This window comes from Mesorhizobium sp. M1A.F.Ca.IN.022.06.1.1 (assembly GCF_003952605.1).
Lineage (GTDB): Bacteria > Pseudomonadota > Alphaproteobacteria > Rhizobiales > Rhizobiaceae > Mesorhizobium.
This window is the reverse complement of sequence record NZ_CP034455.1, coordinates 4254555-4267485: the sequence shown is the minus strand read 5'-3', so window position 1 is coordinate 4267485 and position 12931 is coordinate 4254555. Positions and strand designations below refer to the sequence as shown.

Below are 12931 nucleotides of genomic sequence, written 5' to 3'. Positions count from 1 at the left end.
ACTTCATACGACCATGAAGCTGATAGCCGCTGTCGCGATCGCTGCGCTGATGGGCGGCACTCCGGGTCGCGCGGAAGAAGTCCGCCAGGTGCTGCCCGGCGGACAGGCCCCGGCCCAGCCGGCTGATCTCGCGCGCGGGAAGGCGCGGGACGAGAGCGAGATCCAGCGCTTCTGCTCCAACATCGCCGATGCGGCTCGCGACCGCCGCTACGCGTTGCAGGCCGAGGAGCTGGAGCAGCTCCAGGCAGGCATCGACGAGCGCATGAAGGCGCTGGAGACAAAACGCGCCGAGTACGAGCAGTGGCTGAAGCGGCGCGAGGTATTCCTGGCGCGCGCCGAAGAGAGCGTCGTCAAGATCTATGCCGGCATGAAGCCAGACGCCGCGGCCGAGCGCCTGGCAATGGTCAACGCCGAGCTCGCTGCGGCCATCCTGATGAAGCTCGATGCGCGCAAGGCCGGTGTCATCCTCAACGAAATGGACCAGAAGGCGGCGGCGACGCTCACCGGCATCATGGCCAGCGCGGCGCGAAGGGTTGATCCGTCATGAAGTTGAAATTGCTCGTCCTTGTCGCGGTCGCGGCACTGTCCGGCTGCGGCACCGACCTCAAGGAAGTCGGCCGGGAGCCTGCGCTCTCACCGGTCGGCTCCGGCATCGGCAATGGCGGCGCTGCCCCCTACTCCTATCCGGAGCCGCCGGCGAGACCCGTCAAGAAATTCTCGCTTTGGGATGATCGCCAGAGCAGGCTTTTCACCGATCCGCGGGCGCTGCGCGAGGGCGATATCCTGACCGTCAACATCAAGCTCAACGACAAGGCCAATTTCAAGAACAAGAACGACCGCAGCCGCACCGCCGCGCGCAAGCTCGGCTACGACGTGACGCTCGGTTGGGACGGCAAGAGCACCAGCGGCAAGGGCGATGCCGGCTTGAGCTCCAGCACCGAGACCAACGCCGACGGCGAGATCAATCGCTCGGAGAATCTCGAGCTCAATGTCGCCGCCGTCGTCACCGAAGTGCTGCCCAACGGCAATCTGATGATCAGGGGCTCGCAGGAAGTGCGCGTCAATTACGAACTTCGGGTCCTCACCATCGCTGGCATGGTGCGTCCCTCCGATATCGGCGCCGAAAACACCATCCCCTACGAGCGCATCGCCGAGGCACGTATCTCCTATGGCGGACGCGGCCGCGTGAGCGAGGTCCAGCAGCCGGCCTACGGTCAGCAGATCCTCGACCAGGTTCTTCCTTTCTAGGACAGGAGCGCGCGGGCGTGGCAAATGTCGAGCAGATCCAGCCCAAGAAGGGACCTTCCCTTGTGGTCCAGCTCGCCATGCTCTTGGCCATGACGGGCGCGGCCGTCGGCATGGGCTGGTTCTCGGGCGGCTATCTCAAGCAGGGAGAAGCCCCGGCGCCTGTTCCTGCCGCACCTGAGAACGCCGGCAACCCGGAGAAGTCGGCCGAAGTGGGCAAACAGATCGCCGGACCGACGGTGGTCCAACTGGCGCCGATCACCACCAATCTCGCCGCACCTAGCGAAATCTGGATAAGGCTGGAGGCATCGGTGCTCTACGACGCGCCGCAGCCGCAGGAAATGACCGAGCAGATCCATCAGGACCTGCTGGCGTTCGTGCGCACGCTGAAGATGCATCAGATCGAAGGCGCCAGCGGCTACCAGCATCTCAAGGCCGATCTCGACGAGCGTGCGGCGCTGCGCAGCGGCGGCCACGTCAAACAGGTTCTCATCAGGACGATGCTGCTCGAATGAGAAAGTTCCTCATCGCCACGGCGCTCATCGTCGTCACCACCTCTGTCGCCGCGGCCCAGCAGCTCGATCTCGGCGGCATAGGCAAGGCCGACGGCACCACGGTCGGTTATCTCATCCAGATGTTCGGGCTGCTCACCGTGCTTTCGGTGGCGCCGGGCCTGCTGATCATGGTGACGAGCTTCACCCGCTTCGTCATCGCCTTCTCGATTCTGCGCGCCGGCATCGGCCTGCAGTCGACGCCGGCCAACCTGATCCTGATCTCGCTGTCGCTGTTCATGACCTTCTATGTCATGGCGCCGACCTTCGACCAGGCTTGGAACACCGGCGTCAAGCCGCTGATGGACAACCAGATCACCCAGGCCGAGGCCTTCGAGAAGATCTCGGATCCGTTCCGCAGCTTCATGCTGCACAATGTGCGCGACAAGGATTTCGATCTTTTTGCCGATCTCGCCCGCGAGCGCGGCCAGACTGTCTCGCGCGACACCGTGGACCTGCGCATTCTGGTGCCCGCCTTCATGATCTCGGAAATCAGGCGCGGCTTCGAGATCGGTTTTCTGATCGTGCTGCCGTTCCTGGTGATCGATCTCATCGTCGCCACCGTGACCATGGCGATGGGCATGATGATGCTGCCGCCGACGGTGGTTTCCCTGCCGTTCAAGATCCTGTTTTTCGTGCTGATCGACGGCTGGAACCTTCTGGTCGGCAGCCTGGTGCGATCCTTTACCTGACCGCCCCGCCGGGATCGAGGACCACACTTAAGGCTTCGCCTGCTAAAGCCCGCGCGAATTATTTTGGGTTAACCGTCCAGTTTAGCCGTTTGGTAGGAAGTTGCCCGCATAGTCCGCTCCAGATGGCGGGTGATCGGGTCTCAGCGATCATTGGCATGATGCCGCACCGTCATACCGGACAAGCCGGTATGTCAAAAAAATCCGTGTAAACCAAGGTACGAGTATCATGTCCAGTATCATGACCAATTCCGCTGCGCTGACCGCGCTGCAGAGCTTGAACAACACCAACAAGCAGCTCGAGACCACCCAGTCCCGCATTTCGACCGGTTACCGCGTCGCCACCGCCAGCGACAACGCCGCTTACTGGTCGATCGCCACCTCGATGAAGTCGGACAACAAGGCGCTCTCGGCCGTTCAGGACTCGCTCGGCCTCGGCGCCGGCAAGGTCGATACCGCCTACACCGCCATCAACGACGTCAAGGATCAGGTCGACCTGATCAAGACCAAGCTGGTTACCGCCCGCGGCGCCAGCCAGGAAGACCAGCAGAAGATCGCGACCGAAATCAAGGCCATCCAGGATCAGATCAAGTCGTCGGTCACCAACGCCAACTTCGCCGGCTCGAACCTGCTGCAGAACGACGGCACGGCTGCTTCCGATCTGAACATCGTTGCTTCGTACAACCGCACCGGCTCGACCGTCACCATTGACACCATCAAGGTGGCCTCTGCCGACACGCAGGTCCTCGACACGGCGGGCACCGGCGGCATCGTCGGCGGTCTGCTTGCGACGACCTTCTTCGATCCGAGCTCCGCCGCCGTCGCCGACACCGCCATCGACACCGCGCTCGGCACTGTTGAAACGGCGCTCGGCAAGCTGTCCACCGGCGCCGCCTCGCTCGGTGCCGCAAAGTCGCGCATCGATACCCAGCAGAGCTTCCTGTCGAACCTGTCGGACTCGATCGACAAGGGCGTCGGCGCTCTGGTCGACGCCGACATGAACAAGGAATCGACCCGCCTGCAGGCCCTCCAGGTGCAGCAGCAGCTCGGCATCCAGGCGCTGTCGATCGCCAACGGCAACTCGCAGCAGATCCTGTCGCTCTTCCGCGGCTGATCGCCCAGCGAACTTCAGGCATCTTTGTCGGGTCGCGCCACCAGCGCGGCCCGATTTTCATTTTTGATGCTGCTGCCCCTCCGAGGCGCGCCTCTTCCCTCGAGAAATATTACCGCACCGCGGTTTCAAGGCTGGCTTTTAACGCGCCGTTAACTGTGACGCGCTAGCTATGGTTAACCAATCGCTATGACGGGCCGACCGACGGTCGACAGGCATGACCGCCCCCGCCAGAGAGTTGACCGGCATGCGCGAGGCATGCCTGCTTTGAGAAGGGGTGTATCTTGGCAAGCATCATGACCAACGCCGCCGCGCTCACCGCGCTGCAGAGCCTCAACGCCACCAACAAGGCGCTTGAGACGACGCAGGGCCGCATCTCGACCGGCTACCGTGTCGCCACCGCTTCCGACAACGCCGCCTACTGGTCGATCGCCACCTCGATGCGGTCCGACAACAAGGCGCTCTCGGCCGTCCAGGACGCGCTCGGCCTCGGCGCCGGCAAGGTCGACACAGCTTACACCGCCATCACCGACATCAAGGACCAGGTCGACGCGATCAAGGCCAAGCTGGTCACCGCGCGCGGCGCCAGTCAGGACAACCAGCAGAAGATCGCGACCGAAATCAAGGCCATCCAGGACCAGATCAGGTCGTCGGTCACCAATGCCAGCTATGCCGGTTCGAACCTGCTGCAGAATGACGGAACGGCCGCCTCGGACCTGCATGTCGTGGCTTCGTACAACCGCACCGGCACGACCGTCTCCATCGACACCATCGACGTGGCAGCGACCGACACGCAGGTTCTTGACACCGCCGGCACGGGCGGCATCGTCGGCGGGCTGCTTGCGACGACCTTCTTCGATCCGAGTGCCGCGGCCGTTTCCGACACCGCCGTCGACACCGCGCTCGACAGCGTTGAAACCGCGCTTGCCAAGCTCTCCACCGGCGCTGCCTACCTTGGCGCCGCCAAGTCGCGCATCGACACCCAGCAGAGCTTCCTGTCGAACCTGTCCGATTCGATCGACAAAGGCGTCGGTGCCCTCGTCGATGCCGACATGAACAAGGAATCGACCCGCCTGCAGGCGCTCCAGGTGCAACAGCAGCTCGGCATCCAGGCGCTGTCGATCGCCAACGGCAACTCGCAGTCGATCCTGGCCTTGTTCAAGAGCTGATATTTCCGCTGAGCCAACCCCTCCATCGCAAGGCCGTGTCTCGGGCGCGGCCTTTTTCTTGCGCGTCGGACCGCTGCCTCCGGGCCGTTCGGGCCTCGATAGCCCCTGGCCGCATGCGCTATCATCCTCGCACAAGCTTCGCGGTCTAGTCTTCCGGCGGAAAGTCATGCTGGGAGCGGTTGAATCGTGCCGGAACAGATCCAGAGCCTCATCGCGAACCTCCGCGGCTTCGGCGTCAGGCGTCTCGCTCTCATGGGCGGCATCGCCGCGCTGGTCATGGCCGTCATCGGCGTCGGCTCGGTCTATCTCAACCGTCCGGCCTACGAGACGCTCTATGTCGGGCTCGACCGCAGCGACGTGAACCAGATCGGCCTGGTGCTGGGCGAGGCCGGCATCGGCTTCGATGTCGGCGCCGACGGAACATCGGTGCTGGTGCCGGCCGGCACCACCGCGCAGGCGCGCATGCTGCTGGCCGAAAAGGGCCTGCCGACCAGCGCCAACGCTGGCTACGAGCTGTTCGACAATGTCGGCTCGCTCGGCCTCACCTCGTTCATGCAGCAGATCACCCGCGTGCGTGCGCTGGAAGGCGAGATCGCGCGCACCATCCAGTCGATCGCCGGCGTCAAGGCGGCGCGCGTACACATCGTCATGTCCGAGCGCGCCAATTTCCGCCGCGACGAGCAGCAGCCCTCGGCCTCGGTGGTCATCCGTTATGCCGGCGTCGATGCCGAAAAGAGCGCCCAGTCGATCCGCCACCTCGTCGCCGCAGCGGTTCCCGGCCTGTCGGCCGACAAGGTGACCGTGCTCGATTCCAACGGCAATCTGCTCGCCGCCGGCGACGACACTTCCAACACAAGCGCGGCCCGCACGCTCGGCGTCGAGCAGACGGTCGAGGCGCAGATCGGCGACAACATCCGCCGCGCGCTGACGCCTTATCTCGGCCCCGACAATTTCCGCGCCAGCGTCAAGGCCGACGTCAATACCGACACCCGCCAGACCGAAGAAACGATCTTCGATCCCGAATCCCGCGTCGAGCGTTCGGTGCAGTCGGTGCGCACCAACGAGGCCAGCAACCAGAAGCAGGCCTCGAACCCGACGAGCGTCGAGCAGAACCTGCCCGAGACGCAGACGACCACGACTGAAGGGCCGCAGTCCTCCTCGCAGAACGACCGCAAGGAGGAGATCACCAACTACGAGATCAACTCCAAGAAGATCGCTACCGTTTCCAACGGCTACTCGGTGACCAAGATGTCGATCGCCGTCGTCGTCAACCAGGATCGGCTGAAGACCATCCTCGGCAAGGACGCCACCCCCGAGCAGATTGCCAAGCGCGTCGCCGATATCCAGAAGATGGTGGCCTCCGCCACTGGCTTTGAGGAGAAGCGCGGCGACGTCATCGATGTCTCGGCGGTCGAGTTCATCGACGGGCTGGACGGTGAGCCGATTGACCAGCCGGGCATCCTCGCCTCGATCGGCACATACACCGGCACGCTGATCAATGCCGGCGCCTTTATCGTCGTCGTGTTCCTGGTCGCCTTCTTCGGCCTGCGGCCGATGGCGGCCGCGCTGACGGCGTCGGCCAAGCCCGCGGCCCTCGCCGGCCCGAGCTTCGACGATGTCCAGCGCTCGCTGCCGACCCCCGACGCGCCGGTGGCCGCAATCGCAGCCGACACGGCCGTCGGCGCGCTGCCGGGCGCCCGGCCGGGCGCCACTCCGCTCGACGACCTGCGCCAGAAGATCAGGCCTGCGCCGCAGGAACGGCTAGCACGCATGGTCGACCTCAACGAGGAACGCACCGCCCAGATCCTGCGCAAATGGGCCGCCGCCCCGGAAGCCGCGGGTTAAGCCATGGCTTCGGCGGCCCTTTTCGATCTCCTGCCCGATTTCGGTTCGCGCGCCCCGCGCGCCGGCCAGGTACCGTCAGCGCCTGACATCGAGCGCAAGCCAGACATATCGCCACCGCAGGCCGACATCGGCGCGCTGATCGCCGAGGCGGTGGCCGATGCGGAAGCAGCACTCGGGGCGCGGCTCGCGGCCGCCCACGAGGCGGCCCTCGAGGCCGAACGCCAGGCCAATGACGATGCGGCAAAGGCGTTCCTCAAAAGCTTCGGCGGCGATCTGGGGGCGGCGGTCGCGACACGGATCGATGCCATGGAAGCGCGCGTGGCCGAGCTCACCGCCGCCACCGTCGCCCGTATCATCGGCGGCGTGGTCAGCGATGATCTGCAGGAGCGCTCGATCGAAGCTCTTGCCCGTACCGTAAGCGCCGCGATTGCCGACAGTGAGGCGGTGCGTATCGGCGTGCGCGGGCCGCTGTCGCTGTTCGAGCCGCTGAAGGCAGCGCTTGAAGATCGGGCGGCCAATCTCGATTTCACCGAGGCCGCCGGCTTCGACCTGACCGTGACCATCGATGAAACCGTCTTCGAGACGCGCATCGCCGAGTGGTCGGCTTCCCTGTCGGAGGTCCTATCATGAGCGCCATCGACCACGGCGAGGCCAGGCACGAGATCATCATCGTCAAGCGCAACCACGACGGTCATGACGACGGCCATCATGGCGGCGTCTGGAAGATCGCCTTTGCCGACTTCATGACCGCCATGATGTGCTTCTTTCTCGTCATGTGGCTGATCAACGCCGCCAACGAGCAGACCAAGGCGGCGGTCGCCAGCTACTTCAACCCGGTCGAGCTGATCGATCGCAATTCCAGCCGCAAGGGCCTGGAAGACCTTGGCGACGGCCCCAGCAAGGTTGGCCTCACCGCCGACAATCCGCAGGATGGCGCGAGCAAGGCCGGCGAGGACGGCAAGGGCGGCGCCGGCTCCTCCGACCGCAGGCAGACGAAGGAGGCCTCGCAGAAATCCGATCTCTCCGACGAGCATCTGTTTGCCGATCCCTATGCCGTGCTGTCGGAGATCGCCACCGATACCGGCGTGATGCAGAATGTCAGCGCCAAGGGTGAAGGCGGTGCTCAGAACGCCGGTCCGGCGACCGGCGCTTCCGGTGGCGAATCCTATCGAGATCCTTTCGCGCCGGACTTCTGGTCGCAGCAGGTTGCGACACCCGGCGCCGAGGCCAGCGCCGAACGCAGGAGGATCGAAGGCGATCCGGCCAGGCCCGGCGAGAAGGTCGCGGAGACCGATGTGCCGAAGGTCAAGGCCGCTCCGCCGGCACCGCCGCAGTTGGATGCGCCGCTCGAGCCGTTGGCGGCACCGGAAAAACCCGGTGCCAAGGTGGTCGCCGGATCGGACGGCGACACGAAAGTCGGGAAGGCCGAAGGCAAGGCGATCAAGGTCGAGAAAGCCCAAGCTGAAAAGGCAGAAGCCGAAAAGGCGGAGGCCGCTGCGACCGATGCTGCGATGCCGGGAGCCGCAGGGGCCGAAGCGGCGACGGCCGAGCCGACAAAGGCGGAGCCGAAGCAAGCCTCCGAAAAGGGAGAGAATATCCCCAGCAGCGCCGCCCTCAAGGCGGCCGCCGAAATCAAGCAGGAACTGGCCAAGGCTTTCGCGCCCGGTGACAAGCTGGCCGAGGGCGTCTCCGTCGAGGCAACGGACAAGGGCGTCGTCATCTCGATCACCGATCAGCTCGACTTCGGCATGTTCGAGATCGGCTCGGCCGTGCCGCGCCGCGAGATGGTGCTGGCGATGGAGAAGATCGGCCGCATCATCAACGAGAAGAAGGGCACCATTACCATCGGCGGGCATACCGATGCGCGGCCGTTCCGCAGCAACGCCTACGACAACTGGCGGCTGTCCACCGCCCGCGCCCACTCCGCCTATTACATGCTGGTGCGCGGCGGCGTCGACGAAAGCCGCATCACCGAGGTCGCGGGCTTCGCCGACCGCCAGCCCAAGATCGCGTCCGATCCGCTGGCCGCCGCCAACCGCCGCATCGAGATCCTGATGGCGACCGGCGGATGAGGGTCAGAACCGCCATCGGCCGCGCAGTCGGGCTGCTGCTGCTCGCCGCAGGATCGCCCGCTGCCGCTTTTGCACAGGATGACGGCCTGCAGCCTTACCAGCTGGTGCGCTCGCTGCAGTTGGTCCAGGACCGCATCGCCGGAGGCGATCATGCGGCGCTGCCGATGCAGGCCAAGCTGCTGGAAATGACCGATGCGAGGCTTCGCGCCGCCGATGCCGGCGATTTCAAGGACCCGAAGAATTTCCGCGCTCTGCTCGTCTATGGCATGAGCGGCGGCAATCCCGTCACTGTCAAGGCGGCAGCTTCGCGCGCGGCGACCGACCCGCAAAGCCTCGCCATCGCCAAAGGGGTCGTCGCCTATCTCAACGGCAGGCCGGCCGCGGCAATCGAAATCCTGAAGCCGATCGACCCGATGAGCGTGCCCGCCGACCTCGGCGCCTTCCTGGCGTTGGTCAAGGGCTCGCTGCTTGCGACCGATGAACCCGCAACGGCGCTGACCCTGCTGGACGAGGCCCGCCTGCTCAGCCCCGGCACACTGGTCGAGGAGGCAGCGCTTCGCCGCTCGGTCGGCCTCGCAGCGACACAAGGCGACGCCGCGCGCTTCGCGCTTGCCTCGACGCAATATGTCGCCGGCTATCTCTATTCCCCCTATGCCAGCCAGTTCGCCGATTCCTTCGTCTCCGGTGTGATTGCGCTGCACATGTCGATCAGCCAAGACAAGCTCGCAGACATCACCTCGATGATGGACCCCGAGCGCGAGAAGGTGATTTATCTGCGCATCGCGCGCCGCGCCGCGATCGACGGGCTGAGCGACCTCTCCGCCTTCGCCTCGGCCCGGGCCGAGCAGGGCCGCAACGGCAAAGGCAATCAGGACGACCCGCGCGCAGTGCTCTATTCGAGTCTCTCCACGGTGACATCGGCCACGATCGACGATGTGCGCGCGAGGCTCGGCACGATTGATCGCGGCAAGCTTTCGGAGAGCGACCGCGCTTTGCTCGATGCGGCACAGGCCATTGCCGGCGAGGTCGTCGCTCCTGTGCGTGCGGCCGTCATGAATGAGACGGAGGCCGCGGGTCCGGCAAAGAGCGATGCCGCGAAACCCGCTGAAACCGAGGCTGCGAGCCAGGCCGACTCCGAAGGGTTGCCGCCGGTGGAGGGCGCGATGGCCGAGCAGCCGGCCCCGGTGAAGCCGGCGGACGCGCCGGCCGCAGCGTCCGCGCCGCCGGCTCCGCCGACGACGGCTCAGGCCGCGGCCGAGGCTCAAGCCTCCGCTCCTGCGCAGCCCGAAACGCCATCCGTGCCGCCTGCATCCACGCCGGCGGCCGCAGCAAGCCTCGATCCGCACGATCCCACCGATGCCGCGATGCTCAAAGCGCGCCGCCAGCTCGACCAGATCGACCAGCTACTCGGAGCCGCTCCCAAATGACCAGCGCCCAAATGAACAGCGTGAGCCAGGCCACACAGGGACTTGCATCCGCCCAGGTCCAATCGCGGCAGCATCCTGCCGACGGCAAGGAAAACGGCGCGAATTTTGGCGAGATGGTGCATGGCGCCGAACAATCGGCGCGGCAGGCAAAGCATCCCGCCGAACCTGTGTCTTCCGATGCGCAGCCGGCGCGGCGCGCCCTCGCCGGTTCGCCCAAGCCACGACCCGATGAGGATGGCCAGAACAAGACTGCCGCGCCGAAGCCAGCGGCCGGAAAGGGCGCGAAGAATGGCGCCGAGGCTGACCATGCAAAGGCCACGGACGATGCCGATGCGGCGGCGCAATCGTCAGATAGCGCTCCGCTTCAGGACGGTTTGCCCCTGCTGATGGCGCTGGGCGACATCCGCCACTTCGCAACGTCGACAAATGCCGAGCGCGGTGGATCTTCTGTCGAGGGAGAGGCAGGAACCCAGCCCTCGATCGGCCAGGCCGCGTCTTCGCAGCTGGCGATCCGTCAAGGCAAACGCATGTTGGCCGACGCTTCCGAAGGCAGCGAGCCGTTGCCGCGATCCGGTCGCGCGACGATGGCGACCGAGAAGCCCGGGCCCGATTTCAGACAGAAACCGGCCGGCGCTGGTCCGGGCCCGGACATGTCGATCCGCAAGGACGACATCCTGTCTGGAACGCAAGGAGCCGCAACCGACGCAACGACGCCGCAAGGCTGGCGTCCGGCGGCCGCCCAGAAGACCGCGCAAACGGCGCAAGCCCTCGCATCGAACAATCAAGCCAAGCCATCCTCTGCCGCCGGGCGCCTGGATGTGGTCAGCCAGCAGAGCTTCCCCGCGCCGGCCCAAAACGCCTTCGGCCAGACGGTATCGGCGCTGGCCGAGGCGATCGCCTCGGACAGCGGCGTTCAGCAGGCCTACTCGAGCGCTCCGATCGGCTCGCACGCGACCAACTCTGTTGCCGTTTCGACACATGTTCTGAAGATCGAGCTCCACCCGGCCGACCTCGGCACGGTCACCGCCAGCCTGCGTCTGTCCGGAGAGCAGCTTTCGATCGAGATGAAGCCGGAAACGCACGAGGCGTACCGCCGTCTGACCGCCGACAGCGACGCCATCGTCAAGTCGCTCCGCAGTCTTGGTTTCGACGTCGATCACGTCACCATAATGCAACCCTCGATAGCGGTCCATTCGGCCGGTCGCGTCGAAGCGAGCGGCGCGCCGCCGATGTCCACGGGCCGCGAACAGCCTTCGTTCCAGCCCGGGAACTCGGGCGGCAACAGCGCCGGCGGCGATCGGCAACCGGGAAGGAACAACGGCAATGGCGCACAGGAACTCGGCCGCGCTGCTTCGCCTCTTGGCGAGCGCGCTGGCGACGATATCTATATCTAGTCTGGCCGCGACCGTCGCCGCCAAAGCCGCGCCCAATCCTTGCGAGCCGGAAATCCTGCGCGCCGCCGATCGCTATGGCGTGCCGGCCGGTATCCTTTACGCGGTCGGCCTGACCGAAACGGGAAAGAAGGGCAGCCTTCAGCCCAACGCTTTGAATGTAGAAGGAAAGGCTGTTTTTCCGCGCAGCAGGGGCGAAGCGCTGGCGACGTTCGAGAATGCCCGCCGCGAGGGCAAGACGCTGATCGATCTCGGCTGCATGCAGATCAATCATCGCTATCATGGCGCGCAGTTCCGCAGCGTCGAGGACATGCTAGACCCGCACCAGAACGTCGACTACGCCGCGCGCTTCCTGGCGAGCCTCCACGCGCGTCACATGACTTGGTCGATGGCCGTCGCCCGCTATCATGCCGGCCCCGACAACGATCCGGCGCAGAAGGTGTATGTCTGCCGCGTCATCGCCAACATGGTCGCCACCGGCTTCGGCAAATGGACGCCGAACGCCAGCGCGTTCTGCAACCAATAGTTGCTCAAGCATATGCCCTTTAGTCCGCCGCGATGGGGTTCACAGCGGCCGCCGGCAGCCCTCTATCCAGTGCCGCGAAATAGACCCTTCGCGGCCGGCTTTATTACGGCCCCCAAAAAAACTCCCAAGAAAATAGCTACAAGAAATGACGGTTTTTCAGGATTCACCGCACCGGATACCGCTTTCCGCACGGGGCAAATGAGATGATTCGGAGGGCGGGCCGATGATCGTGATCGTTGATGAGCGCGAGCTCGTAACTGAGGGCTACAGCTCACTTTTCGATCGCGAGGGCGTCGCCACCGCCGGCTTCGCGCCAGGCGAGTTCGGCGAGTGGGTGAACTCTGCTGCCGACACGGATTTAAGATCGGTCAGGGCTTTCCTTATCGGCGACTGCCGCGAGGGCGCCATCTCGCCGCGCCAGATCCGCGACCGCACCGGGGCGCCGGTGATCGCGCTCAGTGAACAGCACTCGCTGGAACACACGCTCAGGCTCTTCGAGAGCGGCGTCGACGACGTCGTCCGCAAGCCCGTGCACATCCGCGAAATCCTCGCCCGCATCACCGCCATCCGCCGCCGCGCCCGCGAAGAGGCCGCCTACACCGAGGTCGGCTCGATGCGCATCTTCATGGATGGGCGCGACCCGGAGATCGACGGCGAGCCGCTGCCGCTGCCGCGTCGCGAGCGGCGCATCCTGGAGTATTTGGCCAGCAATCGCGGCCGGCGCGTGACCAAGACGCAGGTGTTCAACGCCATCTACGGCATCTTCGACGAGGAGGTCGAGGAGAACGTGGTGGAGAGCCACATCTCGAAGCTGCGCAAGAAATTGCGCGAGAAGCTCGGCCACGACCCGATCGATTCCAAGAGGTTCCTCGGCTACCGGCTGGTGTTTTGATGGCCGTCGCCGG

At 65.3% G+C, this 12931-nt stretch carries 13 protein-coding genes; all 13 read left to right on the top strand.

The window, feature by feature from the left end:
• Positions 1–13: 13 nt before the first annotated feature.
• The 13 genes from EJ078_RS20240 to EJ078_RS20180 all read left to right on the top strand — a co-directional run bounded on the left by EJ078_RS20240 (position 14) and on the right by EJ078_RS20180 (position 12918).
• On the top strand, positions 14–547 hold the full coding sequence (locus EJ078_RS20240) for a MotE family protein (protein ID WP_245457146.1): 534 nt from the start codon (positions 14–16) through the stop codon (positions 545–547).
• On the top strand, positions 544–1248 hold the full coding sequence (gene flgH / locus EJ078_RS20235) for a flagellar basal body L-ring protein FlgH (protein WP_067002405.1): 705 nt from the start codon (positions 544–546) through the stop codon (positions 1246–1248). The genes EJ078_RS20240 and flgH overlap by 4 nt, the downstream gene beginning before the upstream one ends.
• A 17-nt stretch (positions 1249–1265) precedes the next feature.
• Positions 1266–1760, top strand: coding sequence for a flagellar basal body-associated FliL family protein (locus EJ078_RS20230; protein ID WP_127216562.1), 495 nt, complete (start codon positions 1266–1268; stop codon positions 1758–1760).
• Positions 1757–2488, top strand: coding sequence for a flagellar type III secretion system pore protein FliP (gene fliP, locus EJ078_RS20225; RefSeq protein WP_095777164.1), 732 nt, complete (start codon positions 1757–1759; stop codon positions 2486–2488). The genes EJ078_RS20230 and fliP overlap by 4 nt, the downstream gene beginning before the upstream one ends.
• A 226-nt stretch (positions 2489–2714) precedes the next feature.
• Positions 2715–3599 (top strand): flagellin, encoded by an 885-nt coding sequence (locus EJ078_RS20220; RefSeq protein WP_067002410.1) that lies wholly within the window; start codon positions 2715–2717, stop codon positions 3597–3599.
• Between the two features lie 281 nt (positions 3600–3880).
• The gene (locus EJ078_RS20215) at positions 3881–4765 is read left to right on the top strand and encodes a flagellin (protein ID WP_067002412.1); all 885 of its coding nucleotides are present in this window, start codon (positions 3881–3883) and stop codon (positions 4763–4765) included.
• Positions 4766–4951: 186 nt separating this feature from the next.
• Positions 4952–6610 (top strand): flagellar basal-body MS-ring/collar protein FliF, encoded by a 1659-nt coding sequence (fliF, locus tag EJ078_RS20210; protein ID WP_095823391.1) that lies wholly within the window; start codon positions 4952–4954, stop codon positions 6608–6610.
• A 3-nt stretch (positions 6611–6613) separates the two neighbouring features.
• The gene (locus tag EJ078_RS20205) at positions 6614–7240 is read left to right on the top strand and encodes a hypothetical protein (RefSeq protein WP_127216037.1); all 627 of its coding nucleotides are present in this window, start codon (positions 6614–6616) and stop codon (positions 7238–7240) included.
• The gene (locus EJ078_RS20200; protein WP_127216038.1) at positions 7237–8682 is read left to right on the top strand and encodes a MotB family protein; all 1446 of its coding nucleotides are present in this window, start codon (positions 7237–7239) and stop codon (positions 8680–8682) included. Before EJ078_RS20205 ends, EJ078_RS20200 begins: the two co-directional genes overlap by 4 nt.
• Positions 8679–10109 (top strand): chemotaxis protein MotC, encoded by a 1431-nt coding sequence (locus tag EJ078_RS20195; protein WP_127216039.1) that lies wholly within the window; start codon positions 8679–8681, stop codon positions 10107–10109. Before EJ078_RS20200 ends, EJ078_RS20195 begins: the two co-directional genes overlap by 4 nt.
• A complete protein-coding gene (locus tag EJ078_RS20190) occupies positions 10106–11503 on the top strand; it encodes a flagellar hook-length control protein FliK (RefSeq protein ID WP_127216040.1) in 1398 nt (465 codons plus the stop codon). Before EJ078_RS20195 ends, EJ078_RS20190 begins: the two co-directional genes overlap by 4 nt.
• On the top strand, positions 11433–12026 hold the full coding sequence (locus EJ078_RS20185; RefSeq protein WP_245457095.1) for a transglycosylase SLT domain-containing protein: 594 nt from the start codon (positions 11433–11435) through the stop codon (positions 12024–12026). The genes EJ078_RS20190 and EJ078_RS20185 overlap by 71 nt, the downstream gene beginning before the upstream one ends.
• 223 nt (positions 12027–12249) lie before the next feature.
• The gene (locus EJ078_RS20180; RefSeq protein WP_067002421.1) at positions 12250–12918 is read left to right on the top strand and encodes a response regulator transcription factor; all 669 of its coding nucleotides are present in this window, start codon (positions 12250–12252) and stop codon (positions 12916–12918) included.
• Positions 12919–12931 lie beyond the last annotated feature (13 nt).